The 26,145-nt window shown below is 66.3% G+C and carries 13 protein-coding genes; 6 read left to right on the top strand and 7 right to left on the bottom strand.

From position 1 onward, the window contains the following. Nucleotides 1–19 precede the first annotated feature (19 nt). The 6 genes from AB0N24_RS03145 to AB0N24_RS03120 form a co-directional block, all read right to left on the bottom strand. Nucleotides 20–6,112, bottom strand: a complete 6,093-nt coding sequence (locus AB0N24_RS03145; RefSeq protein ID WP_364120291.1) for an Ig-like domain-containing protein — start codon at nucleotides 6,110–6,112, stop codon at nucleotides 20–22. A 163-nt stretch (nucleotides 6,113–6,275) separates the two neighbouring features. After that, complete coding sequence (locus AB0N24_RS03140; RefSeq protein WP_364120288.1) at nucleotides 6,276–12,434, bottom strand: Ig-like domain-containing protein; 6,159 nt, start codon at nucleotides 12,432–12,434, stop codon at nucleotides 6,276–6,278. 146 nt (nucleotides 12,435–12,580) lie between these two features. Next, on the bottom strand, nucleotides 12,581–13,975 hold the full coding sequence (locus AB0N24_RS03135) for an adenylate/guanylate cyclase domain-containing protein (protein ID WP_364120285.1): 1,395 nt from the start codon (nucleotides 13,973–13,975) through the stop codon (nucleotides 12,581–12,583). Continuing rightward, nucleotides 13,965–14,591 carry a PH domain-containing protein gene (locus tag AB0N24_RS03130; protein WP_364120282.1) on the bottom strand — a complete coding sequence of 209 codons (627 nt, stop codon included), beginning with the start codon at nucleotides 14,589–14,591 and terminating at the stop codon, nucleotides 13,965–13,967. Before AB0N24_RS03130 ends, AB0N24_RS03135 begins: the two co-directional genes overlap by 11 nt. Beyond that, nucleotides 14,584–15,573 carry a biotin--[acetyl-CoA-carboxylase] ligase gene (locus AB0N24_RS03125; protein ID WP_364120280.1) on the bottom strand — a complete coding sequence of 330 codons (990 nt, stop codon included), beginning with the start codon at nucleotides 15,571–15,573 and terminating at the stop codon, nucleotides 14,584–14,586. The genes AB0N24_RS03130 and AB0N24_RS03125 overlap by 8 nt, the downstream gene beginning before the upstream one ends. A gap of 50 nt (nucleotides 15,574–15,623) precedes the next feature. Then, nucleotides 15,624–16,514: an NAD(P)-dependent oxidoreductase gene (locus AB0N24_RS03120; protein WP_364120277.1), complete on the bottom strand. Its 891-nt coding sequence runs from the start codon at nucleotides 16,512–16,514 to the stop codon at nucleotides 15,624–15,626. 206 nt (nucleotides 16,515–16,720) lie between these two features. On the opposite strand from AB0N24_RS03120, the gene AB0N24_RS03115 reads away from it, so the two are divergent. From AB0N24_RS03115 to AB0N24_RS03100, 4 genes are all read left to right on the top strand, one after another. Then, nucleotides 16,721–18,304, top strand: coding sequence for an acyl-CoA carboxylase subunit beta (locus AB0N24_RS03115; RefSeq protein ID WP_364120275.1), 1,584 nt, complete (start codon nucleotides 16,721–16,723; stop codon nucleotides 18,302–18,304). Between the two features lie 74 nt (nucleotides 18,305–18,378). Continuing rightward, the gene (locus AB0N24_RS03110) at nucleotides 18,379–18,567 is read left to right on the top strand and encodes an acyl-CoA carboxylase subunit epsilon (RefSeq protein WP_364120642.1); all 189 of its coding nucleotides are present in this window, start codon (nucleotides 18,379–18,381) and stop codon (nucleotides 18,565–18,567) included. A gap of 106 nt (nucleotides 18,568–18,673) precedes the next feature. After that, nucleotides 18,674–20,359 (top strand): DUF885 domain-containing protein, encoded by a 1,686-nt coding sequence (locus AB0N24_RS03105; protein ID WP_364120273.1) that lies wholly within the window; start codon nucleotides 18,674–18,676, stop codon nucleotides 20,357–20,359. Nucleotides 20,360–20,602: 243 nt separating this feature from the next. Beyond that, complete coding sequence (locus AB0N24_RS03100; protein ID WP_364120271.1) at nucleotides 20,603–22,045, top strand: dicarboxylate/amino acid:cation symporter; 1,443 nt, start codon at nucleotides 20,603–20,605, stop codon at nucleotides 22,043–22,045. 115 nt (nucleotides 22,046–22,160) lie between these two features. Here AB0N24_RS03100 and AB0N24_RS03095 read toward each other — a convergent pair whose 3' ends face one another. Further along, entirely contained in the window at nucleotides 22,161–22,712 is a 552-nt protein-coding gene (locus AB0N24_RS03095; RefSeq protein ID WP_364120268.1) for a hypothetical protein, read from the bottom strand. 183 nt (nucleotides 22,713–22,895) lie between these two features. Here AB0N24_RS03095 and AB0N24_RS03090 point away from each other — a divergent pair, with 183 nt between their 5' ends. Together AB0N24_RS03090 and AB0N24_RS03085 are read left to right on the top strand one after the other, a co-directional pair. Further along, entirely contained in the window at nucleotides 22,896–23,576 is a 681-nt protein-coding gene (locus tag AB0N24_RS03090) for a TetR/AcrR family transcriptional regulator (protein ID WP_364120265.1), read from the top strand. Nucleotide 23,577: 1 nt separating this feature from the next. Next, the gene (locus AB0N24_RS03085; protein WP_364120262.1) at nucleotides 23,578–26,121 is read left to right on the top strand and encodes an MMPL family transporter; all 2,544 of its coding nucleotides are present in this window, start codon (nucleotides 23,578–23,580) and stop codon (nucleotides 26,119–26,121) included. Nucleotides 26,122–26,145: the final 24 nt, after the last annotated feature.

Raw genomic sequence — 26,145 nt, 5'->3', positions numbered from 1 at the left:
ATTAGTCTATTTGTTTTGGTCAGCATCCGCCGGGCCGGGATCCGTAGAGATCCACCGTGGTGGACTTTACGAACCATCCGTCCTTTGCCGACTCGGTCAGCCTGTACCAGGCTGTTCCGTTGCCGTAGATGTCCTTGGTGCAGTCAATGGACAACTTGCCCCAGGACCGCTCCACCCAACCGACGCCGCAACTGGCGGGCGAGCCGGGGGTATAGCTGTCGCTCTGGCCCGGTTTCCCGGGACAGGTGCGCACGCTGCTGGCATCCACCTGGATCTGCGAGGCAGGAGGCGGCGGCGTGGGGTCAGCGCCGGAGGTTGCCCTGGCGGAACCTGCCGGGCCGGTCACCACGGTCACCGCACGTACCTCAAGGGTCCGGGTGTTGCTCCAGCCGCCGCCAGCGGCGTCGAAGCTGTTGGCCTTGCCCACGTTCTGCCAGCCGCCGCTGTCAACTCTGACCTGGTAGTGGTCCAGCGGCCGGCCGTTGGTGAGCGGGTTGTTCCAGGTCCAGTGCACCTGGCCATCGCCCTTCGCCGACGTCCCACCATTGACGTTCGGGGCGTTCGGCGGACCGTACGGGTTGGCTGTGCCGATGGCCTTGCCATCGCCGGCGGTGTTGTTCTTGATGGAGGTCGCGATGATGTTGATGGTCACGTTGGTTCCGTTGGGAAGCCCGTTGATGTTCCCGCCGCCGGGGTTGATGGCGCCCTTCTGGCCGCTGGAGGCGCTGTAGCTGTAACGGATCTCATCGGCCGTGGAACCGTTGCGCTGGGCTGCAGTCAGTTCGGTGAACGTCACCTTCAGTTGGCCGCTGACGCCGGTGTCCGCCACCGTTCCGCTGTTGACGGAACCTGGCTTTCCGGCGGCCCGGATGGGGGCCGACTGCGCGCTGGTGCCGCTGGTGCCGGCCTTGTTGGTGGCCGACACCGTGAACGTGTAGTTCGATTCCGAGTTGCTGACGGTCACGTTCTGCGACGTTCCGGCCGTCACCTGCTGTGTGGCCACGGCGGCGCCGCCAAGGTACGTGGTCAGCGTGTAGGCCGAGATGGCGTCGCCGTTGTTGTTCGGCGCGTTCCAGCTGACCTGCAGCTGGCTCTGGTTGCCGACGGAGCCGGCGCCGGAGACGCTTGGCGCAGCCGGGGTCACCGGTACTCCGGCCGGCGTTTCCGCCGCGGAGTAGGCGCTCCACTCGGACGGCTCCTTGGCATCGTTGCGCGCCAGGACCCGGACCTTGTAGGCCACGCCGTTCTGCAGGCCCTTCCAGACGTAGCTGAGGGACGTCAGGTTCTGGATCTGGGCGTTCTGCCCCGCGGGTGCCGGGGAGATCTCCAGGTCATAGGACTTGACCGGCGAGCCCTTGCTGGCCGGCGCGGACCAGGCCACGGTGAGTTGCTTGTCGCCGAACTTCAGCGCCGGGGCAACAGGAGTGTCGGGCTTGACGTCCGGGCGGACCTCGGCGGAGACCGGAGACCTGTCCGATTCGCCGAACTCGTTCGTGGCCGTGACCTGGAAGTGGTACTTGGTGTTGTTGACCAGGCTGTTCAGGGTGCAGGAGTTGGCCGGGCAATCCTGCTGGTAGCCGCCCTCGCCGTACACCGTGTACTTGGTAATGGGTGAACCGCGGTCCGCCGGTGCAGTCCAGTTCAGCAGGGCCGTCTGGTCACCGACGCTTTGGGCCTGCGGCGTGGCGGGTGCCAGCGGCTTGTCCTTCACCGTCAGGCGGATCCGGGCGGTGGCATTCCGGGACGCTTCCCCGGTCTTGTCCTCAACTGTGTAGGACACAACCAGGGTTCCAGTGAAGCCGGAAGCGGGGGTCACATTGATGTTGCCCCCGGCCACCTCAACGCTGCCGCTGCCGGTCTCCGTTGCAGCCGAGACGATCTTCAGCGGCGTTTCCGGGAACGGGTTGGAATCGTTGGCGAGGACATCCACGGACACCGTCTTGCCGGCGGCCGCGTTGGGCTCGATATCGTCGCTGGCCACCGGCTTGGGGCGGTTGGACGCGGTGACGGCGAGCTGGAATGTGGCGGTGGTTTCCAGTCCCCGTGGATCCTTCGCCTTGACCTGGACCGCTCCGGACGTGCCGGTGGCCGTTGAACCGTCGACCGACGTCTTCAGGGTCTTGCCGTCGATGCGGGCGTTGAAGCCGGCCGGGTTGTTACCCACCAGTTCGTACTTCATGTTCTCCACGTCGTCCCGGTCCGGGTCCGCGGTCAGCCGGCCCAGGTCGGTGTCCGCGGATTCACCCTTGGGAACGTCCACCGCGCTTCCCAGCAGGGTGGGCGGGTTGTTCCGGTTGGGGTCCGGCAGCACTTTGGTCCGGATGCTGAGGGTCGATTTCAGGCCGTCCGCGTCGTCCGGGCCGGAGCCGTCGGTGACTTCGAAGCTGATGGAGCCGGGGCCCACGTAGTCTTGGCCGGCCGTGTAGTTGATCGCCGTGCCGTTTCCGGCCACAGGGTCACCGCCGTCGGCGCCGATCAGCTTGATCCGGTCGGTCTGGGTGAGGCGCGGCGAACGGCCGTCGCGGACCTTCACCCATTCCTTCAGGTCCACAGCTACCGACTGTCCGGCAATAACTTCAAGGACCTCGTCCTTGGCCAGCGTGGGCACCTGCTGGCCGACGCCGGGCACCCAGATGATGGCGGTCGACTTCTGGCCGTCCACATCCTCGACGCTGTACGGGATCAGCTGGGGCTGCTCCGTTAGCTCCACGATCATGTTGCCGTCGGTACCCGGGCGGGCGGTGGTGGCGTCCGTGGCGATCTTGAGGTTCTCCCCCACCCCGTCAGGATCCTCGTCGTTTTTCAGCACGGGAACGTCGACTGCTGTCTTGCCCATCGTCTGGGCGGAGGTCACGCGGTCATCCCTGGCGATCGGCGCCTGCAGCGGCACGTCGTTCCGGACCTTCATCCGGATGGTCGCCTGAGCCGAGGCGCCGCGGTCGTCGGCAACTGTGTAGCGGACGTTGACGGTGCCCTCGCTGGCCGGAGCCTGCAGGATGATCCGTCCGCTCGCCTTGCTCACGGTCGCCTGGAGTTCCGCGGGCGCCTCGATGCCGTCGCCGGCAATGCCGATGGGGTCGCCGTCGGGGTCGGTGTCGTTTCCGGTGGCGTCCACCGCGATCTGGCGTCCCGGACGGACCTGTACGTCGTCGTCAACGGGTGTGGGTTTCTGGTTCGCGTCGCCGCGCGGCGCGATGCCCACGGTGACCGTGCCGGTATTGACGGCGCCCTGCCGGTCCACCACCTTGTAGCGGAAGGTGTCCGTGCCCGCGCCGTCGCCGGCCGCGGTGAAGTCGATGAAGTTGCTGCCGACGGTGGCGGTCCCCATGTTGGGGGTGCTGTCGATGCCGGTGAGCTGGACCGAGTCGCCGTCGGGATCGATGCCGTCCAGTTCCACCGGGATGCGGACCGAGCCGGCTGCCACCACCCTCGCCGTCAGGTTCTTCGGCTGCGGCCGGGAGTTCTCGGCACCTTCCAGCGGGAGGATGTGGATGGTGACGGCCGCGGCGCTCTTCTGGCCCTGCGGGTCAACGGCGTTGTAGATGGCCCGGACCGTCTTCGGCTGCGGTCCGGCGATGAACCGGAGGGTGTTTTCCGAGACGAAGCTCCTGCCGTCCGCTTCCGCCACTGCCTGCGGCAGCACCGGATCCACGGTCAGTTTTTCACCCTGCGGGTGGGTGTCATTGGCCAGCACCGGAATGGTGACGACGTCGTTGACGCGGACGTTCACTTCGTCCGGTTTGGGCTGGGGCGCCTCGACGACGGCGGGTGCCGGCACCGGCACCACGGAGACGCTGCCGGTGGCGGACTTCCGGCCGTTGGACATCGTGTACTGGAAGGTGAAGGGATCCTTCGTCCCGAGGACGTCGGTGATCCGCAGCACGCTGTGGTCGATCACGCTCACCGATGCGGTGGTGTTTTCCGGAAGCTGGACCGATTGCAGGACCAGCACTCCCCCGGAGGGATCGGAGTCGTTGACCAGCGGGTCGAGGAGGACGCTTCCGCCCGTCGGCATGAGCGCCACGTCGTGGACCGCCACGGGATCGCCGGTGTCCTTGCCGGATTCCACGTCAACGCGGATGAGGCCCTGGCTGCTTTGCGGACCGTTGCTGGCGATATAGGTCAGGTAGACGGGGCCGGCGGTCCCGCTGCGGAAGGTGAACGTTCCGCCGTCGGTGACGGGGCCGAGCTCAGCCGGTCCGGATGCTTCCACCTGGGCGAGCCGCAGGGCGCCGCCGTTGGGATCGACGTCATTCTTCAGCGGTGCGATCACAAGATCCTGGCCGACGACGGCGGTGACGTGGTCGGCGTTGACCACCGGCGCCAGCGCCCCGGGCGGCTGCACGTTGACCACTACTTTGCCGGTGGTGGTGTCGCGGCCGTCCCAAACCGAAACGGTGACGGTTTTCTTGCCGGGCGCGGCCCCGGAATCCTGGTAGGTGAGCAGCCCGTCGCGGCGGACCTTGACCTGGTCCTGTTCGTTGTCTGCCTTGGCCTCCAGGAGCACCAGGTCGTCGCCGTCGGGGTCGGTCCAGTCGGTGAGGATGTTCTGGCTGACGGTTTTCCCCTGCTCCACCAGCATGGTGGTGGGATCGCCGCGTTTGAAGACCGGCGGTTTGTTCTGGTCCGGACCAACCACGTTCAGGGCGACCTGTCCGCCGGCGGAGAGCCCGCGGCCGTCCGCCGCGTTGTAGCTGAAAGTTTCGGTGCCGGGTTTGGCGTCGGCGGGCACGGTGATCTGGAACGCCGTGCCCCCGTAAATGTTCTGGAGCGTGCCCGAGGTGGGCCCGGAACTGCCGACGGACGCCGTCAAAACGTCGCCGTCGGGGTCGGAGTCGTTGTCCAGGACGCTGAGGATGGTGGTGCGCCCCGGCCGTACGCCGACGGCGTCGGGCTTGGTTTCCGGCGGCCGGTTGGGCTTGGTGCGGTCCGGCAGGATGTTGATGGTGTTGTTGTCCGCCGACTCCTGGTCCTGGTCATTGGACTGGTTCTTGGGTGGGACAACGTCGTCCCAGTTGTTGACCAGCTGCATGTTCTGGTTCACCAGCCACACATTGCCCGAGTTCACGTCGTTCAGGACCACCAGGTCCCGGTTCACCCGGAAGACGTACGACGGCGACGCACTCGCCTTGGGCACGTCCACGTTCTTGTCATCGGCATCATTCACGCAATCGCGCACATACTTGTTCGCCCCGGACCACGCCGCATGAATGCAGCCGCCCAGCTGCACCGGCGCCGCCGGCACACCCTCACCGTCAAACGAGACAGTCTTCGCCGTGGACCCGTCCAGCGGCTGCTTCAACAGCGCCTTCGGCGTCGCCACAGCCACCGCGTCAGAGGCCGGACCCGACTGCTGCAGCTTCGCCTCCCGCGCGTCCGCCAGATCCAGCGCCCGCCCGCCCGGCAGAAACAGCTTCCCCCGGCCCGCATCCAGCACCACCGGCTTGTCCCCCACCACCGCAAGCTGCAGATCACCCGCACCCTTGAGCCCGTCCCAGGCGGTGGACTCGGTGGACGTAGTCTCACCGTTCGCGTCCACGGTCGTGACGGTCACGGCGCCCGACTTGGGATCAGCGCTGTAGATCCGGTTGTCGGAACCCACTGCGGACACCAGGCCTTCCGAGCCGACCACGGCGGGCTCGGTGGATTCCTCGTCGAAAGCGTTGACGGTGGACGGAGACAGGGCCCAGACCTTGCCCTTGGCTGCGTCGGTGACGGAAATGACCTCGGAACCGAAGCTCACGTCCGCCGAACCCGGGAGCTTCTTGTCGCCGCCGAGCTGCATGTTGGCCGGGGAAACCTGGTTCAGCGTGGAGCCGGTCTCGTCGTCGACGAAGACGTCGCCGGAGTTCTGCAGGATGTCGAAGGTAGTGCTGGCGGGGGTCACCGCACCGTCAAGCACGCGCGAGGGATAGTTCAGCCGGCCAACAGCATTCCTGGCCTTGCTGACCACCCACACGCCGCCGTCGTTCAATTCCACCTCAGTGGTCTTGAACCCGGGATAAATCACCGCGCCCGCCACCAGCGCGGCACCGGCCACCGCAAAAACGGTGCCCGAAACCAACTTCCTGCGGCGCTCCCTGAGACCCAGCTTGCCGAACAGAGTTGTCACAAGTTTTCAATTCCCTCAAAATCGCAGCCGCCCCCAGGGCAGCGTTTCCAAAGACCCGGTACCGGGCTCTCTGTTTCCCGCGACAGCCTACCCAACCAGCCGCCGGACCGCGATGGGGAGCTCTCCCCCACCGCCTGACCAGCGGTTCCTTCCGTCATAGGGATCAGCATTGCGGAATCCCATGGGAGTACGGATGACCGAGCTGCGAGTGTCCCGCGACCATGTAGTACCCGACGTTCCGGTTGGATCCGGGTTCAACCCGGTAGAACGGCTGATCCGGGGTGTTGGTCCACTGGTCGTTCATCATCACATAGCAGTGGACCACAATCCGCTCGCCGCTGTTGACGTAGAACCACGGCGGTGTATCGCCGTTGTTGATCCCCTGGCAGTCGAAGTAGGGTTTCGGCCGGTAGCTGGCCTTGCCGTATTCGAACGTGCAGGTGCGGACCAGATCCGTGCCCTTGACGACGGTCGTTATCCACTCTCCTTGCGCACCGGATTTGGCGGACGCCGAAACAACGCCGCTCTCTGTTCCCAGCGAGTTGACGGTTTTCACGTCGATTCGATGGGACTCGCCGAATCCGCCGGTGTTGATGACCCTGCTGCCGGCCGCGGCAACGTTTTCCCAGCCGCCGTTGTCGATCCTGATCCTGGTCAAAGCAACGTCGTTGGTTGTGGTCGACGGGGAGGACCAGTTCAGGGTGAGCGACTTCTGGTTCATCGCGCCGTCCTGCCCCGACGCCGACGGTGTGCCGGGCGAACCGTAGGGGGTGGCCGAAGCTCCGGCACTGGCGTTGGAGCTCGGCGCCACGGTGGAGTGTGCGATCACCGTGATGGTGGTCGCCGTGCCGTTGGCGAAGCCGCCGACCGTCTGCCCGGGCTTGACGGGACCGGTCTGGCCGGTGCTGGCGTTGTAGCTGTAGCTGACCTCGCCGTAGGCCGACCCGTTGCGTTCGGCGGCGGTCAGTTCCTTGAAGTTGATGGTCACCTGACGCCCTGCTCCCCCGGTGCCCGCGGCGGCTGCGCTGACCCCGGAGACCTGGCCAAGCTTGCCCGTGGCGCGCCTGGGCGCGGACGGCAGACTGACAGCACCCTTTCCGGCTTTGTTTTCAGCCTGGACCGTAAACGTGTACTCGGCCTCGGAATTGTTTGCCGTGAAGTTGGCGGTGCGTACAGTACCGGCGATGGCTTGGGTCTGCGGGGCTCCACCGCCTCCGCTCATCGTGACGTAGTAGTTCCTGATCGCGTCCCCGTTGGTGTCCGGTTCCGTCCAGTTCACCCGCAGCTGGTTCGTGGTTCCCACCGCGGAGGCCACGGCGGAGGTCGGGGCTGCCGGTGCGGCCGGCACTCCGGCCGGGTTGTCTTCGGAGGAGTAAATGCCCCATTCCGACGGGCCAAGCTCGTTGACGGCCTGGGCGCGCACTTTGTAGCGGACGCCGTTGGTCAGGCCCGGCCAGGTGTAAGTCAGGCCGGTCACACCGTTCTTCACGGCGACTCCGCTGGCCGGCGACGGCGAGATCTCGAGGTTGTAGCTCTTGACTGCCGAGCCCTCGGTCTTGGCCGGAGGCCAGTTAATCACCATGTTCTTATCGCCCGCCTTCACGGCGGGCGCTTCGGGCGGGGACGGCTTCTCGTCCGGCCGGATCTCATTCGAGGGCGGTGAGGTCTCGGACTCATTGACTTCATTGGTGGCGGTGACGGTGAAGACGTACTTAACGTTGTTCGTCAGGCCATTGAGCGTGCAGGTAGTGGTGGGGCAGTCCTGGCTAAACCCGTTGGAGCGCACCGTGTATTTGGAGATCGGTGCACCATTGTCCGCGGGCGGAGCCCACTTGAGCACGGCCGTCCGGCTGCGCACGTCCGTTGCGGCGGGTGCAGCGGGTGCGTCCGGCTTGTCCCGGACCGTGATGCGGACCCGGCCGTTCGCTTGGCGGGACGGGTCGTCCGTTTTGTCCGAGACCGTGTACCGGAGCACCATAACGCCCTTGGATCCGTCCGCCGGCGTAACCGTGATGGAATCCCCGCTGATTGCCGGCTGCCCGGCGGCGGAGCCCGTTTCCACGGCGACGGAGACGATCTTCAGCGGGGCATCACTGAAGGGGTTGAAGTCATTGGCGAGGACGTTGATGGTCTCGGTCCGGCCGGCGTTGGCCTTTTCGATGACGTCCTCGTTGGCGGTCGGGAGCGGCCGGTTGGAGGCGACGACGGCAGCCGTCACCGAGGCCTTGACCGGTCCGGAGCGGCCGTCGGTTACCTTCAGCGGGATGGTTCCCTTGCGGCCCGCAACCATGGCGGACTCGGAGCTGACCTTGAGAGTTTGCCCCTCAATCGTTGCCGTGAAGCCTTCCGGCAACGCTCCGTCGAATTCGAACTTGAGCTTCTCCTGGTCTCCGGAATCCACATCCTTGGCCAGGTTGCCCAGTTCCAGGCCCGCAGTTTCGCCCTTGGGCACCTCAAGGTCGGTTCCGCTGAAAGTGGGCTCGTGGTTGGCGTTCGGGTCCGGAACCACCCGGGTGATGACGGTCAGCGTGGATTTCAGGCCCTGCGGATCGTCCGGACCGGAGCCGTCCGTCACTTCGAAGGTGACGGAGCCGGGGCCAACGTAGTCCTTGAGCGCGGCATAACGCAGGGCGTTGCCGTTGCCGGCGATGACGTTTTGGGCGTCCGCTCCCTGCACCCGGACTTTGTCCGTCTGGGTGATCCGGGGTGTGCGGCCGTCCCTGACCCGGACGTACTCGTTCAGGTTCAGGGTGATTTCCTTGCCGGCCATCACCTCGACGACGTCGGCGCGGGCCAGGGTGGGGTGCTGTTCGCCCTGTCCGGGCACCCAGATGACTGCCGTGGCGCTTTTGCCGTCGATGTCGGTAACCGTGTATGGGACCAGCTGGTCCGCCGGTGCAAGGCTGACCACTACGTTGCCGTCGCCGCCGACGCGCGCGTTCGGGTTGCCGTCCGGCAGGCTGATCTTGAGTTCGGAGGCCACGCCGTCGGGGTCGGAATCGTTCTTCAGGACCGGGACGTCGACTGCGGATTTCCCGAGCGTCTCGGCGGGGGTGATGACATCGTCCTGGGCGGCCGGTGCCTTGAGGGCGGCATCGGGGCTGACCCGGACCCGGACCACCGCACTGCCTTGGGCTTTTTTGTCGTCCTGGATCTTGTAGCTGACGCTCTCGTTGCCGGCGGCACCCGGCGCGGTGAACAGCACTTTGCCTCCGTCGGCTGACTCGACGCGGAGTTCGGGACGGGCTTCGAAGGCGTTGGAGACCAGCCCGATCGGGTCCCCGTCAGGGTCCGAGTCGTTGCTGAGGGCGTCCACGGCGATCTTGCGCCCGGGGCGGACGTCCACGGCGTCGTCCACCGCGATGGGTTTCTGGTTGTTGGCTTCCGGCGGGGCGATGCCCACAATCACAGTGCCGGTATTTTCGGCGCCGATCCGGTCCCGGACCCGGTAGGTGAAGGTGTCGGTGCCGGCGGCAGTTCCGGTGGCGGTGAACTCAAGGTAGCCGTCCTTGACCACGGCCGTTCCCATGGCGGGGGCCTTGTCCACCCCGATCAGCTGCACGGAGTCACCGTCGGCGTCGATGCCGTCGAGCGGAACGGGGATCCTTACCACCATGCCGGAGACTACGCGGGCGGTCAGGTTCTTCGGTTCCGGACGGGTGTTCCGTTCGTCATCGCGGGCGCGGACGCGGATGGTGACCTGTTGCGAGTCCGACTGCCCTGATTCATTGGTGACCTTGTAGATCGCGTAGACCGTCTTAGGTACGTCCCCGGCAATAAAGCGCAGCGTGCCGCCGGAGCGGAAGATGCGCCCGTCGGCGTCGTCGGGCTTTTGCGCCAGTTCCGGCTCGAGGGTGAGTTTGCCGCCGTTGGGGTCGGTGTCGTTCCCCAGGACCGGTATGGTGACAACGTCGCCCGCGCGCACTGACACCTCGTCCGGCTTTGCCTGCGGCGCCTGAAGCTTGGCCGGCGCAGGCACCACCAGGACTGCGATGTCCCCGCTGGCCGAGGACTTGCCGTTCGAAATCGTGTACTTGACGTTGAGCTGGCCCTGCGCCCGGATGTCGGTGATCCGGACGACGGAGTGGTCCAGCACCGAGGCACTGATGGGTTGGCCGTCGGCCGCCGTGACGGACTGGACCACAAGGACGCCGCCGGAGGGGTCTGAGTCGTTGCCGAGCACGTCCACCAGGACGCTGCCGCCGCTGGGCAGCAGGGCCGTGTCCCGCACGGCGACGGGGGCGCCGTCGCCGTTGCCGGGAACCACGTCCACGCGGACCAGTTGCTGGGCGCTGGCCGGACCGTTGGTTACGAGGTACGACACATAGTGGGCACCCTGGGCGGCAGAGTTGAAGGTGAAGGTCTGCTGGTCCGCCCCCATGATGGCTGTGGAATTGCCGTCCGGCGAGACCTGGGCAAGGCGGAGCGCACCGCCCTGCGGGTCCGAGTCGTTCTTCAGCGGTGCGATGACCGTGTCCACACCGGCGACGGCGACGATGTGGTCCGCGTTGGCAATCGGCGGAAGCGCGCCGGGGGCGCGTACGTCCACCGTGACCTTGCCCTCGGCGGTGGATTGACCGTCGGACACCGTCAGGGTGACCACCTTGCGGCCTGGTTCCGAGCCGGCGTCCTGGAAGCTGAGCAGTCCGTCGGGCCGGGCCTTGACCTGGTCCCGGGGGTCGCTGCCGGTGGCACTGACCACGTAGAGGTCGTCGCCGTCGGGGTCGGTCCAGTCGGTGAGGATGTTCTGGCTGACGAGTTTGCCGGCCTGGACCACGAGGGTGGTGTTCCGGTTCGGCTTCTGCCGCGGGGCCGAGTTCTCCCCCGGCGGAATGATATTGAGGGTGACGTCGGAGGAGGCTGTGAGGCCGCGGCCGTCGTCCACTGAGTATTTGAAGGTTTCCGAACCGGTCTTGTCGGCAGGGACGCTGACCTGGAAGCCGGTGGAACCGTAGATCGGGGCGAGGAGCCCGGACTTGATCGGGTCGGGGGCGCGAACGGTGAGGATGTCGCCGTCGGGGTCGGTGTCGTTGTCCAGGACCGGGAGGATGGCGGTCTTTCCTGCGCGCACCCCAAACGTGTCCGGCTTGGCGACCGGTGCGCTGTTGGGCTTGGTCCGGTCCGGCAGGACGGTCTGCTGGACTTCGTCCGCGGAGTCCTTGTCCGCGTCGTCGGAGGTCTGTTGCGGCGGGATCACGTCGTCCCAGTTGTTGACCAGCTGCATGTTCTGGTTCACCAGCCACACATTGCCCGAGTTCACGTCGTTCAGGACCACCAGGTCCCGGTTCACCCGGAACACGTACGACGGCGACGCACTCGCCTTGGGCACGTCCACGTTCTTGTCATCGGCATCATTCACGCAATCGCGCACATACTTGTTCGCCCCCGACCACGCCGCATGAATACAGCCGCCCAGCTGCACCGGCGCCGCCGGAACACCCTCACCGTCAAACGAAACAGTCTTCGCCGTGGACCCGTCCAGCGGCTGCTTCAACAACGCCTTCGGCGTCGCCACAGCCACCGCGTCAGAGGCCGGACCCGACTGCTGCAGCTTCGCCTCCCGCGCGTCCGCCAGATCCAGCGCCCGCCCGCCCGGCAGGAACAGCTTCCCCCGGCCAGCATCCAGCACCACCGGCTTGTCCCCCACCACCGCAAGCTGCAGATCACCCGCACCCTTGAGCCCGTCCCAGGTGGTGGACTCGGTGGACGTAGTCTCACCGTTCGCGTCCACGGTCGTGACGGTCACCGCGCCCGACTTCGGATCAGCACTGTAAATCCGGTTGTCGGCTCCCACCGCGGAGACGGTGCCCTGCGAAGCGGACAGCACGGGTTCCGTGGATTCCTCGTCGAATCCGTTCACGGTGGACGGAGACAGGGCCCAGACCTTGCCCTTCGCTGCATCGGTGACGGAAATGACCTCGGAACCGAAGCTCACATCTGCCGAACCCGGGAGCTTCTTGTCCCCGCCCAGGCGCATGTTGGCCGGGGAAACCTGGTTCAGCGTGGACCCGGCGTTGTCGTCCACAAACACGTTCCCGGCGTCCTGCAGCACATCGAATGTCGCACTCGCCGGCGTCACCGCACCGTCCAGGACCCGCGACGGGTAGTTCAGCCGGCCCACGGCATTCCTGGCCTTGCTGACCACCCACACGCCGCCGTCGTTCAATTCCACCTCAGTGGTCTTGAACCCGGGATAAATCACCGCGCCGGCCACCAGCGCTGCGGCCACCACCGCGAAAACGCTGCCGCGGAGAATGCTGGCGCGCCGGCTGCCCGGCTTCGATCCTGAATCGGGCCGCACGGAACCACGTAGCCGTTTCATTACCAGTTTTCCCCCACAAAAAATGCATTCCGGGCACGTCAGGACCCGCTGTGCGAAATAGCCGGATTAGTCCGACTATGTCATAAGACCATCAATTTTAGAAACCCACACTGCGGTTCCGTACCGCAGTAACGCGGGCCTGAATGTCAATCCAGGATCAAGCCCCGGCCACTGCCGCGCTGCAGCAGGAAAGGGTGGATTTCCCCGAAGCCGCGGACCTCCTCGGCCTGCTGCGGGTCCAGCACAAACCTCTCATCGTTTTCCAGGGCTGCGGCGGTCATCGAATCGACCAGGACAGTACCGGGATCGGCCAGCGACGTCAGGCGGGCGGCCAGGTTAACGGTGGGGCCGTAGATGTCGCCGAGGCGCGAGAGTATGCGGCCCCACACCATGGCAACCCTCGCTTGCGGAAGGATCTCATCCTCGGTGAAGGCATGTGACAGGGCGAGCGAAATTTCGGCGCCGGCCGCGGGAGTCTCGGCAATGTAAAGGACTTCGTCTCCCACCGTTTTCACCAGCCTGCCGCCACCGACCGAAATGATCTCGGCGCATTTGTTCTCAAAGCGCTGCACCAGCTGCGCGAGCGTCTTCTCGTTCATGCGCCTGGAAAGGCTCGTATAGGAAACCAGGTCCGCAAAGCCCACGGCCCGCGCAAGGGGCAGCGGGGCGTCATCCTCGTCGCCTTCCCGGCCCTCTTCACTGGCCTGCAGTCCGGCCTCTGCCCGTACGGCAAGACGCTGGACACCGGCATTGAGCTGCCGTCGCCAGGAGTAAGTCAGCATTTCCTCAAGGGCATCCACCAGCGACGGCAGCTGGTTGACCAGCATCTTGCGGGCCACGGCGTCCGGCACACCCTGCTGGTGGACCAAATCCTCCACGAGGGCCTCGATCTGCCAAACCACCATGCGGTCAGTCATTTGCCCGATGGCACGGGTAACGGAAATGGCGGCCTCTTCGGTGAGCTTCCCCGTCCGGACCAGGTCCACCACCGTGGACAGTGCCGCCTGGTCACGCTCCGTGAAGGCGACGTCCTCATCGCCCAGGTTCGGAAACCCCAGGGCACGCCAAAGCTTGCGGGCGGACAGCAGGGACAGCCCGGCGCCGGCCGCCACCTCACGACGGCGCAGCTTGCGTTCCCCGCCAAGGAGCCTGGCTTCGAGCGCCTTGGCTGCGAGCCGTTCGGCGGAAAGGGTTCCGGTGGGAGTCGCCTCGACGGACTCGGCGGACCGGCTTGCGTGTGCAGGATCATACGGCGCGGGGTCGTGGGGTATCGGGTGGTGCACTGCCGGCCGGGCATCGGCAGGGCGACCGGGCAGGGCTGCGCCGAGCACCGGCGCCCCCACGGAAGCAGCATCGAGCGAAACCGGATCAACGGAGGCACGGTCCACCAGTCCCGGAGCCGGGTCCAACGAGACCTGTTTGAGGGTGGCCGTATCCAGGACAGCGGCTTCGAGCGTGACGGACTCCACCACGGCGTCCGGCGGTGAAGGCAGCACAGACGGCTCGGCCTCGTTCACAGCCCCGGCATTCTCAGCGCTCATCTCTTCCACCTTCTCTCGTATCCCACGGCTCCCCCATATCCCACGGCCGGTACTGCGGCCCGTCCCCGGCGTTTCCCTGCGCCCGGTCGGCCTCAAAAACCGCACCGTCCGGCAGCTCATCGATGGCGTCGAGGACGAAGTTTCGAAACTTCGCAGCCTCCGGAACGTCCGGGATCACGGCATCCGCACCGTGCCCGGTATCCAACGATATATTCCCGGAACGCAATATGCGTTGCCACAGCGACTGGCTGACCCCGACGTGACGCACCGATGCGAGCGAGATCTGCATGTCCCGCCTGCGCAACATGCCGTAACGGGCAACTATCCGCCTGCTGGTCAATACGTACTGGGTAGCGTGCCATCTCAGCAGGCGCGGCAGGCAATACCCCAACAGTATCCACGCAACTCCGGCGACGCACACTGCGACAAGCCAAAAGGTCCATTCCCTGGTAATCAGCGGCACCAGCCTGGCCGGTTCCCCTTTCACAATCCAGGCACTCGCGAAGGCCCCCAAAGCGGGCGCCACGATGAACAGCAACCCCGGGAAAGCCAGCTTCCGGGGCTGGGGCCGGGTGACAGTGATGACCTGTTCACCCGGCAGGAGGTCTTTACGCATATCCGCTTTCCGCGGTTCCGGTCCCCGCGCCCGGCGCGCCCGGCGGCGTCCATGGCCGGAGGTGAACCACGTCACCGGCGGTCACCACGTGCTCGTGCTTGCCCGCATCGACCACCAGGAGGGAGCCGTATTCGTCCAGGCGGGATGCGTGGCCGATGATTTCATGGTCCCCCGGCAGCTGCGCGCGGACCTGCTTGCCGAGGGTGGACATCACCGATTCAACCCGCTTGTGCAGCGACGGCCCGCCGGCCATCCCGGCGGCGGGGTCGCCGTCGGCATTGCAGAAGTTGCGGTACAGGGCGGCAAAGCGCGAAAGATAACTCTTGAGCAGTGTGGTCCGGTCGACGGTCCGGGCACTCTCCAGCAGCACGGACGTGGCCGTGGGAACAGGGAGCTCCGATGCGGTCAGTGTCACGTTGAGGCCTGTGCCAAGGATCACGGGCGGAACGGTTCCGTCCCCCATGGGGCCCAGCTGCGCCAGGATGCCCGCGATCTTCCGGCCACGCACCATGACATCGTTCGGCCACTTGATCTCGGCCGGGATCCCGGCCGTTTCCAGGAGTGCCTCGCGCAAGGCAAGGGCCGCCAGCAGCGAGAACCAGGAGTAGCTGTGGGTGGGCAGCGGCCGTCCTTCCGAGTTGACCGGCCGGAGGACCACTGAGACAGACACGGAGCTCAGCGGCGGCGCCTCCCAGTGGCGGTCGAGCCGGCCGCGCGCTGCCGTCTGATGCTCGGCCGTCAGCACGGAGAGGTCCGGCCAGGCGTGCGGGTCCACGGTCACCCCCTGCAGGAGGTCCGCGTTGGTGGACCCTGTCGAGTCCACCACAATGAGCTGCGCTATCCCGTTGGCCGCCAGGAAATCCTCGCCACTCAACTCATTCCTGTTGAGTCCGACCCGGGCCGCGGAAGGCAACTCCGGGTTGCTCTCGGGAGAAGGCACGTTGCTCGGGTCCTGGCCGTCGGCAGGCTGTGGGGCGTCCATAGTTGAATCCTACCGAGTTGCCGCTGCTGCGGCGGCGGCCCGCGGGGTTCTCAGAGGAAAATGTCAGGGACCAGCCGACCCTCCGGCGCCCCGAGGCTGTACGGGGAGAAATCGGTCACGCCGGCCGCGGCGAGCACCTGTTCGTCCGTGTAGAAATTGCCGCTCCGCGAGCCTCCGTCGCCTACTGCATTGCTGCGCGTCAGCACCGCATGGGCCGCATCCGCCACGATCTCCGGACCTCGTGCGGCCTTGACCATGTTCTCGCCTCCGGGCATGTTGCGGATGGCGGCGGTGTCGATCAGGGTGCAGGGCCACAGCGAGTTGACATCGATGCCGTCTTCCCTGAGTTCCTCGGCCAGTCCGAGCGTGGTGAGGCTCATTCCGTATTTGGCCATGGTGTAGGCAAGGTGCATTCCGGCCCATTTGGGGTCCAGGTTCAGGGGCGGCGAAAGGGTCAGGATATTGGCGGACGATGAGCGGCGAAGGGCGGGCAGTGCGAGCTTGGACAGCAGGAAGGTGCCGCGGACATTGATGTCCTGCATCAGGTCATAGCGTTTCATGTCCACGGCGTCGGTCTTGGAAAGGTCAATAGCCGAGGCGTTGTTGATCACGGTGTCGATGCCGCCGAATTGCTCGACGGCGGCGGCAACCGCACCGGCGACGTCGTCGTCATTGCGCACGTCTCCGACGATCGGCAGCGCCTGGCCGCCGGCCGCCTCCAACTGTTCGGCGGCGCTGTAAACCGTTCCTTCGAGTTTCGCGTGCGGCTGGCCGGTCTTGGCCATCAGCACGATGTTGGCGCCGTCGCGGGCGGCGCGGAGGGCAACGGCCAGACCGATACCGCGGCTGCCGCCGGACATCAGGATGGTGCGGCCCTGAAGGGAACCGGCGGCCTGGTACGGCCCTGCGGCGGTGCCCGAAGCATCGTTGCTTGAAGTCATGAGGACACTCTAGCCGAACTATGTTACTGATGGGTAACATAGCGGTCAGCGTCACTCAAAGGCAGAAAATTGTAGGGTTTCTACAGCGGTCCGGGCGAATAGCGTCACTAGACTAGCCATCAGGGTCCTGTTTTTGTGCGGAAGCTACTTAAGCGCCGATGCACAACGGGACCAGCGACTATCAGCTACAGAGCCGGAGACACTTGATGAGCCACGATCTGACAACGACAGCGGGCAAGATTGCAGACTTCCGCGACCGCCAGGCTCGTGCCGAGCAGCCTTCCGGCCCGGAAGCAATCGAAAAGCAGCATGCACGCGGCAAAAACACCGCGCGTGAACGCATCGACCTTCTTTTGGACGAAGGTTCCTTCGTCGAGTTCGACGCCCTTGCGGTGCACCGTTCCACGGCCTTCGGCATGGAGAAGAAGAAGCCGCTCGGCGACGGACTTGTCTCCGGCTACGGCACGGTGGACGGCCGCCCGGTGGCGGTCTACAGCCAGGACTTCTCCGTCTACGGCGGCTCTCTGAGCCAGGTCAACGGCGAGAAGATCGTCAAGGTCCAGGAGTTCGCGCTGCGCAACGGCTGCCCGGTGGTGGGCATCCTCGACGGCGGCGGTGCCCGCATCCAGGAGGGCGTCGCCTCCCTGGCAATGTTCGCGGACATCTTCCGCAACAACGTCCACGCTTCCGGCGTCGTCCCGCAGATTTCGCTCATCATGGGCCCCTCCGCCGGCGGCGCGGCCTACTCCCCCGCCCTGACCGACTACGTGGTCATGGTGGACAAGACCTCTCACATGTTCATCACCGGCCCTGACGTGATCAAGACCGTCACCGGCGAGGACGTTGACATGGAGACGCTCGGCGGTGCGCGCCAGCACAACGCCACCACCGGAACCTCCACCTACCTGGCCTCGGACGAGGCGGACGCCGTCGAATTCGTCCGCGAGCTCCTGGACTTCCTGCCCTCCAACAACCTGGCCGAGGCCCCGGTCCTGGAGCACCAGCAGGAGCTGGAAGTCGACGACGACGACCTCACCCTGGACGCGCTGATCCCGGATTCCGCCAACCAGCCCTACGACATGCGCAAGGTCGTTGAGCAGATCGTGGACGACGGCCACTTCCTGGAGATGCAGGCCCTCTACGCGCCGAACGTGATGATGGGCTACGGCCGCATCGAAGGCCACACCGTGGGCATCGTGGCCAACCAGCCCATGCAGTTCGCGGGCACCCTCGACATCTCGGCGTCGGAAAAGGCCGCCCGCTTCGTGCGGCACTGCGATGCCTTCAACATCCCCATCATCACGCTCGTGGATGTCCCCGGCTTCCTGCCCGGCAAGGACCAGGAATTCCAGGGCATCATCCGCCGCGGCGCCAAGCTCCTATACGCCTACGCCGAGGCCTCCGTTCCGAAGCTCACCGTGATCACCCGCAAGGCCTACGGCGGGGCGTACATCGTGATGGGCTCCAAGAAGCTCGGCGCCGACCTGAACCTGGCCTGGCCCACGGCGCAGATCGGCGTGATGGGCGCACAGGGCGCCGTCAACATTCTGTACCGCCGCGAGCTCGCCGCCGTCGCTGAGGCCGGCGGGGACGTCGAGGCGAAGCGGGCTGAGGTCATCCGGCAGTACGAGGAAGAGCTCCTGAACCCGTACCAGGCGGCCCAGCTTGGCTATGTGGACGCCGTCATCGCCCCGTCCGAAACCCGGGTGCAGATCATCAAGGGCCTGCGTGCCCTCCGGGACAAGCGCGCCAGCCTTCCCGCCAAGAAGCACGGAAACATCCCGCTGTGACGCCGGAAGTGGAGCCGGCCGCAAACCCGGCGGGGAACGAAACTGCACCCGGCGAAACCACCGCCCAGGAGCCGGTGTTCTCCGTGGTCAAGGGCGAACCGACGGACGTGGAACTGGCGGCCCTGGCCGCCGTCGTGCTGTCCCTTGGCACGTCCGTGGCAGAGGGAAAGTCGAAGCCCAGCGTCCGCCAGTGGGTCCGCCGGCAGCAGCTGCGGCTGGCCCCCACCCCGGGGCCGGGCGCCTGGAAGCGCAGCGGGGGCTAAGCCGGCGCCAGCGGGCACCGCATGACTGCCGCGGAGGCCGGCCACTGACACTCCGAAAAGTTCAGTGAGTCTTTCATAACTGGGATTGCCCCGTTAGTCTCGTGGGGTGACTACCGAACCCGCAGCCTCCGCGCGCCCCCAAACAGCCATCGACGCCGTCGCCGACGCCTATACGGAAACCCTCATCAGGCTCGACCCGAGCCTCGCCACGACGCTCGGCGTGCCGGGCAGCGAAACTGAATTCCAGGACTTCTCGCCGGCCGGCATAGCGGAGTTCGACGCCGCAGCGCGCGAAACCCTGGCGGCGCTGGACGGGCTGGAACCGGAAGACGACGTGGACGCCGTCACGCTGGACGCCATGCGCGAACGGCTGGGACTGCAGCTGGAAATCCACGCGTCCGGCTGGGATGCCGCCGAACTGAACAACATCGAGTCGCCGGCGCAGAATATCCGCGCCATCTTTGACCTGATGCCCACCGATTCCGCGGAGCACTGGGAGCACATCGCGGGCCGCGCCCACAGCGTCCCCGGAGCGATCGACGGCTACATCGAGTCGCTGCGGTCCGCCAGGGAGCAGGGGAAGGTCTCCGCTGGGCGGCAGGTGTCAATCGTCATCGAACAATGCACCAAGTACGCTGCCGAGGACGGCTTCTTCGCGAAAATGGCGGCCGGCGCAAAGACCAAGGAAGGTCCGCTTTCCGCGGCCCTTCAGGCAAAGCTCGACGACGGCACTGCCGCGGCCCGCGCGGCCTATGCGAACCTGGCGGATTTCCTGTCCACTGAGCTGCTGCCCGTGGCCCCGGCCAAGGATGCCGTGGGCCGGGACCGGTATGCGCTGGCATCCCGGGAATTCCTCGGCGCGACCGTGGACCTCGACGAAACCTACGCCTGGGGCGTCCAGGAACTTGAACGGCTCATTGCCGAACAGGAACGCGTGGCCGCCGAAATCCGCCCGGGCGCTTCGGTGGAGGAAGCCAAGGAGATCCTGAACAGCGATCCCGCACGTCAGCTGCAGGGCACCGACGCGCTCAAGGCCTGGATGCAGGGCCTCTCGGACAGGGCCGTGGCGGATCTCGCCGGCGTGCACTTCGAGATTCCGGACATCATGAAGACCCTTGAATGCCTGATCGCCCCCACCGACGAGGGCGGCATCTACTACACCGGACCCACCGACGACTTCAGCCGGCCGGGCCGGATGTGGTGGTCAGTCCCCGCCGGTGAGGACACCTTCACCACGTGGGCCGAGACCACCACGGTGTTCCATGAAGGAGTCCCCGGACACCACCTCCAGATCGCCACGGCCATCTACCGCCGCGAGCTGCTGAACAAGTGGCGCCGCAACGTCTGCTGGACGTCAGGGCACGGCGAAGGCTGGGCACTCTACGCCGAGAAACTGATGCAGGAGCTGGGCTACCTGCAGGACCCGGGCGACCACATGGGCATGCTGGACATGCAGCGCATGCGTGCCGCGCGTGTGGTGTTCGACATCGGCGTCCACCTGGAGCTGGAGGTTCCGGAACGCTGGGGCAACGGAACCTGGACGCCGGACAAGGGCTACGGCTTCCTGAAGGAGAACCTGGCCATCAGCGAGGGCCAGTTGAACTTCGAGTTCGCCCGCTACCTGGGCTGGCCGGGCCAGGCACCGTCCTACAAGGTGGGCCAGCGCCTGTGGGAGAAGATCCGCGCCGAGCTCGAAGCCCGCCCCGGCTTCGACCTTAAGGAATTCCACACCAAGGCCCTGAACATAGGCTCGGTTGGCCTCGACACCCTCAAGCGCGCACTGCTGGGGTAAGTGCCTTCCGCCTGACGAGTTTTTGTCCAGATAACGCGAGCTAACCGCCCCGGAAGTCGGGTTATCTGGACAAAAACTCGTTGTGGGGGCGAGACGTTTGCCACACCGGCTCCGGGAATAACTTCATAAAAGGGCCCAGCTGCAGCGATTTCCAGGGGATGCGGCGCTGGCACGGGAAATTCCCGGCGTAACATTTCTCAATGTCGGGTGGAAGCTGTATTTTGCACGGCCTAGCGTGTTCGGGTGAGCACTCAAACCAGCACCCCCTCCCCCGCAGGAAACACCGGCTTCCGGCTGCCCAAATGGGCCGGTTCGTTCGGCTTCCAGATCATCGCGGCCCTGATCGTGGGCCTTGGCCTTGGTCTTTTGGCAAAGTACACGGGCAGCACCAAGACGAGCCCGAATGCCCTCGGCGCCACCCTGCAGACCATCGGTTCGAGCTACGTCTCGCTGCTGCAGACCGCCGTGGTCCCGCTCATCTTCACCGCTGTCGTCAGTTCCATCTCGAACCTCCGGCAGGTATCCAACGCCGCGAAGCTGGCGTGGAACACACTGCTCTGGTTCGCCATCACGTCGCTGATCGCCGTGCTGATCGGCATCAGCCTGGGTGTGCTGCTGCAGCCCGGTGCCAGCACCGGCATCACCCAGGAAGCCAAGTACTCGGGCAAATCCGGTGACTGGTGGGCCTTCCTCATCGGCCTCTTCCCCAAGAACTTCCTGGGCCTGGGCGCCAGCACCACCGTCACCGAAGGCGTGGCCACCACCGCCGTCAGCTTCAACGTCCTGCAGATCCTGGTGATCGCGATCGCCGTCGGTGTGGCCGCCCTGAAGGTGGGCAAGGCCGCCGAGCCGTTCCTGAACCTCAACGCCTCAGCCCTCGCTGTCATCCAGAAGGTCCTTTGGTGGATCATCCGGATCGCGCCGCTGGGCACGGTGGGCCTCATCGGCAACGCCGTAGCCGTGTACGGCTGGGACACCATCGGTTCGCTGGGCAAGTTCACGTTCGCCATCTACGTAGGCCTGGCCCTGGTCCTGTTCGTGGTGTACCCGGTCCTGGTCCGCACCCACGGGCTCTCCGTCAAGCAGTATTTCTCCGGCGTCTGGCCCGCCGTGCAGCTGGCCTTCGTCTCCCGCTCCTCCGTGGGCACGCTGCCGCTGACCCAGCGCGTGACCGAACGCAGCCTGGGCGTCCCCCGCGCCTACGCTTCCTTCGCCGTGCCGCTGGGCGCCACCACCAAGATGGACGGCTGCGCCGCGATCTACCCCGCCATCTCCGCGATCTTCGTGGCACAGTTCTTCGGCATCCAGCTCGACTTCAGCCAGTACCTGCTGATCGCCCTCGTCTCGGTACTGGGCTCCGCCGCGACCGCAGGAACCACCGGCGCCGTCGTGATGCTGACCCTGACCCTCTCCACGCTGGGACTGCCGCTGGCCGGCGTCGGACTCCTGCTGGCGATCGACCCGATCCTCGACATGGGCCGCACCGCGGTCAACGTCGCCGGACAGGCGCTCGTCCCCACAATCGTCGCCAAGCGCCAGGGCATCCTGGACGAGGCGCTGTACAACGCCCCGCGCAACGGTGATCCCTTCGCGGACGATGACGCATACGCAGCAGCGGCTTCGGCTGCCGATCCGACGGCGGCCCCTTCCGCCGAGGACCGCGTGCCGGCAGGCGCAAAAGCCTAGTATCCGGCGTCGTCCGCACGCAGAAGTCCCCCGGGAATCTCCCGGGGGACTTCTGCGTATTGGCGTCTTCGCCGGTCTCTGCAGGAGCCCGGCGGCACTGCGGGGACGGACGGGCCTAGCGGCCTCCGCCGCCGATCACGCCCTGCTCAACGGCCTTGGTGACAGCGTCCGCTTCGGCTTGCGTGAGCTTGCCGTCCGCCACCGCCTGATCCAGACGGGTCTTCAGGGCGGCTGCGCGTTCTGACTGGGCCTCGTTGCGCAACTCCTCCAGGGCGGCAGTGACCTTCGCCTCGTCTATGCCCAGGGACTCCGCGAGGGATTTAGCCAGCGCGGCTTCCATGGCAGCCCGGTCCGGCTTCGTGCCCTCGGCAGGACGCCCGGATGGCTTGTTTGCTTCACGGAACGCCTTCAGTCCGTCAGTGACCTTTGCTTCATCGACACCGAGCTTGGCGGCGAGCTCCGATGCCCGCACACCTCCTTCGTGCCCGTGCCGGCCACCCTTGTGGCCGCGGTTGTGACCGTCCGTGCCGGCGTCAGCCGATGCACTGGCTGACGGTGCGGGCGTCGGCGTAGTGGCCGCCGACGCAATTCCACTGACACCAATCCCGGCCCCCACAACCAGGGCCGCAGCGCCCAGGCCGAGGCCCAACTTCTTTCTGCTAGACATGGCACGTCTCCTCGATCTGCCGCAGGAACACGGCTGCTTTCCGGTGGTAGTTACAGTTCACCTACCTTCCCTAAGGGTGCGGCATCCGCATAAGGATGAGCTGTCACCAAGCTGTTAGAAAGCTGTGAATCCGGCTTCTGCAGAAACTTGCACAGAGTGTAAATATGCACGTAGTGTAAGCGCATGCCCACCGCCCACACCGGCAGTACCATCCCTGACCCGCCCGCGCCCTCGCGTCGGGAACTCAACAAGGCTGCGACCCGCCAGGCCATCACCGACGCCTCCCTGCGGCTCCTGCGCAGCAAGGGACCGGGGAACTTCACCGTGGAGGACATTGCCGACGCCGCAGCAATCTCCCGCCGCACCTTCTTCAACTATTTCGGCAGCACGGAGGCGGCGCTGGCCTCCATCACCCACGGATTCCTGGACAACGCCCTGGCGCAGTTCCGGCTGAGGCCCGCCGACGAGCCCATCCTCGAATCGGCGCGCGCGGCACTGGTGCAGCTGGCCGACCCCATGACGGTGGCCCCCATGGCCGAGCTGTACAGCCTCTCGCAGTCGAATCCGCAGCTGAACCGCTCCGAACTCGAAGCCTGGGACCACTGCACCGGGCAGATCATCGAAGCAGCCCGGGAACGCTTCGCCGGGACCCCCGGCGCGGAACTCGACGAGCTCTACCTCCGCGCACTGGCCGGTTCCGTGATCTCCTGCGGCAAGGCCGCCATGGACGTCTGGTTCGCCCGGTGCGGCGCTGACCTTTCGGCCAAGTCGCTGGCAATACTCCGGCAACTCCTGATCGACGCCATGGGCCTCCTCGGCTCGGGCTTCATGCCCACCGCCATCCCCTCCACAGATCGGCACTGACATGGCCCTCTTCCTCTACCGGCTCGGCAAGTTCTCATACCGCCGCCGCTGGCTGGTCATTTCCCTCTGGCTTGCCGTGCTTGTGGGCGTGGGCGGATCTGCCGCTGCCTTCCACGGCACTATGTCCAACAACTTCCAGATCCCCGGTACCGAAACCCAGCAGATGGCGGACAAGCTCAAGAAAGAGCTCCCCAACGCCTCCGGCGGCTCGGCGACCATTGTCTTCGAGGCCCGGGATGGCCAGTTCAGCCAGGCCGGCAAGGATGCGGTATCCGCCGCACTGACCAAGCTCAAGACCCTTCCCGATGTCCAGGGCACAGTGGATCCGTTCGCGACGCAGGCGCAGCTCGACAAGGCAGCAGCCGACCTCGCGGACGGCGAGCAGCAGGCCGCAGCGGGCAAGGCCCGGCTGGACCAGGCCGCCGCCGAGCTGGCTGCGGGAAAGGCGCAGCTTGAGGCCGCAGAACAGCAGATGACCGCCGCCGGCATGCCCGCCGCAGCGATCGAGGCGCAGCTCGGGCAGCAAAAGGCAGCCCTCACGGAAGGCCAGGCAAAGCTCGACGCCGGCACCAAAGAACTGGAGGCGGGCGCCGCGAAGCTTGCGGCCGGCAAACGCCAGCTGGAGGCATCGCAGGGAATGCGCTTCGTGTCGGAGGACGGCAAGGCCGCCATCGCCCAGGTGCAGTTCAAGACCTCCATCAACGGGCTGACCCCGGAGGCACGGCAGCAGGTTCAGGACATCGCCCGGGAAACCTCCTCCGCCGGCGTCACAGCCCTGGCCAGCAAGGACATCACCGAAGACATCTCCGAGCTCTTCGGCATTTCGGAGATCCTCGGCATCGCCATCGCCGCCCTGGTGCTCATCGTAATGCTGGGTACCCTGATCGCCGCAGGGCTTCCGCTGCTGATGGCCGTGGTGGGCGTGGCTGTTGGGGTGGGCGCCACGTTCGCCCTCAGCGGCGCCGTGGACATGAGTTCCATCTCCCCCATGCTGGCGCTCATGCTCGGCCTCGCGGTGGGCATCGACTACTCACTGTTCATCGTCAACCGGCACCGCAACCAGCTGCTGACCGGCATGAACCCTGAGGAGTCCGTGGCCCTGGCCACGGGGACCTCGGGCAACGCCGTGATGTTCGCAGGGCTGACCGTCATCATCGCACTGGCCGCCCTGGTGGTTCCGGGGCTGCCGTTCCTGGCCGTCATGGGCCTGTCCGCGGCCGCAACGGTGGCGGTCGCCGTCGTTGTGGCCCTGACCCTCACTCCGGCGGTGCTCTCTCTGGTTGGCCGGAAACTGATCTCCAAGCGGGCCTGGGCGAAGGCCGAGCGGCACAACGCCGCCCCCGGCCACGAGACCGAGGACCGGGCACGGGAAGAACACCGCAGCAGCCACGGCTGGGGCGGCCTGGTCACCCGGCACCCGGTGATGGCACTGCTGGCAGGTGTGGCACTTCTGGGCGTCCTGGCGCTGCCCGCCAGCCAGCTCCGCCTGGCGCTTCCCGACGGCGGTTCGGAACCGGTGGAGTCCCAGGCGTTCAAGGCCTACGACGTCACCGGCCGCAGCTTCGGCGCAGGCATGACCGGCCCCATCGTGGTGGTGGGCGACTTCCCGGCCGGACTCACCGAAGAGGAAGCCCGGGCCAAACAGTTCGACGTGGCGGACATTCTCCGCGGCGTGGACAACGTCACCGCCGCCGTGCCGGTTGCCCTCAGCGAGGATCGCCGCACTGCAGTGTTTCAGGTGATTCCGAAGGAGGGCCCGGCAAGCGCCAGCACCGTTCAGGTGGTCTCGGAACTGCGGGCCAGGAACGCCGAAATCCGGGACACCACGGGCGTTGGCATCGGCCTCACCGGCCAGACGGCCGGCAACGTGGACGTTTCCACCAAACTCGGCGATGCCCTGCCGCCGTACCTGGCCATCGTGGTCGGACTGTCACTGATCCTGCTGCTGCTGGTTTTCCGCTCGATTGTGGTGCCGCTGCTCGCGACCGGAGGCTTCCTGCTGTCCCTCGCCGCGGCCTTTGGCGCCGTGGTGGCCGTCTACCAATGGGGCTGGCTGGGCGCGGTGTTCGGCGTCGAGAATCCCGGCGCAGTACTGAGCTTCCTGCCCATCATCCTGATCGGCGTGCTGTTCGGACTGGCCATGGACTACCAGGTGTTCATCACCTCCGGCATGCGCGAATCGTTCATGCACGGGGAATCAGCCAAGCACGCCGTCCGGAGCGGGTTCAGCCATGCCTCCGCCGTGGTGACCGCGGCCGCCATCATCATGGTCAGTGTGTTCGCCGGCTTCATCTTCTCGCACCTGAACATGGTCAGGCCGCTCGGCTTCGCCATGGCCTTCGGTGTGCTGGTAGACGCCTTTGTGGTGCGCATGACGATCGTCCCGGCCGTGATGTACCTGCTCGGCGGCAAGGCCTGGTGGCTGCCGCGCTGGCTGGACCGCATCCTGCCCGACGTGGACGTGGAAGGCGCGAAGCTCCGCAAGGATGCGCCGGCCGCGGTCGCCCCCGCCGTGGCAGATCCGGAAGAGGTCGGCGCACGCTGACAGAACTCCTCGACTTCACTGTGG

It is taken from the genome of Arthrobacter sp. NPDC093128 (assembly GCF_040683875.1).
Lineage (GTDB): Bacteria > Actinomycetota > Actinomycetes > Actinomycetales > Micrococcaceae > Arthrobacter.
The sequence above is the reverse complement of the archived record's forward strand: the minus strand, read 5'-3'. Positions and strand labels throughout refer to the sequence as shown.

Excerpts from the sequence above, each read along its gene's own strand:
- AB0N24_RS03090 (WP_364120265.1), top strand. The coding sequence starts at position 22,896 with ATGCCCACCGCCCACACCGGCAGTACCATCCCTGACCCGCCCGCGCCC.
- AB0N24_RS03130 (WP_364120282.1), bottom strand. The coding sequence starts at position 14,591 with ATGCGTAAAGACCTCCTGCCGGGTGAACAGGTCATCACTGTCACCCGG.
- AB0N24_RS03125 (WP_364120280.1), bottom strand. The coding sequence starts at position 15,573 with ATGGACGCCCCACAGCCTGCCGACGGCCAGGACCCGAGCAACGTGCCT.
- AB0N24_RS03135 (WP_364120285.1), bottom strand. The coding sequence starts at position 13,975 with ATGAGCGCTGAGAATGCCGGGGCTGTGAACGAGGCCGAGCCGTCTGTG.
- AB0N24_RS03095 (WP_364120268.1), bottom strand. The coding sequence starts at position 22,712 with ATGTCTAGCAGAAAGAAGTTGGGCCTCGGCCTGGGCGCTGCGGCCCTG.
- AB0N24_RS03120 (WP_364120277.1), bottom strand. The coding sequence starts at position 16,514 with ATGACTTCAAGCAACGATGCTTCGGGCACCGCCGCAGGGCCGTACCAG.
- AB0N24_RS03115 (WP_364120275.1), top strand. The coding sequence starts at position 16,721 with ATGAGCCACGATCTGACAACGACAGCGGGCAAGATTGCAGACTTCCGC.
- AB0N24_RS03085 (WP_364120262.1), top strand. The coding sequence starts at position 23,578 with ATGGCCCTCTTCCTCTACCGGCTCGGCAAGTTCTCATACCGCCGCCGC.
- AB0N24_RS03140 (WP_364120288.1), bottom strand. The coding sequence starts at position 12,434 with ATGAAACGGCTACGTGGTTCCGTGCGGCCCGATTCAGGATCGAAGCCG.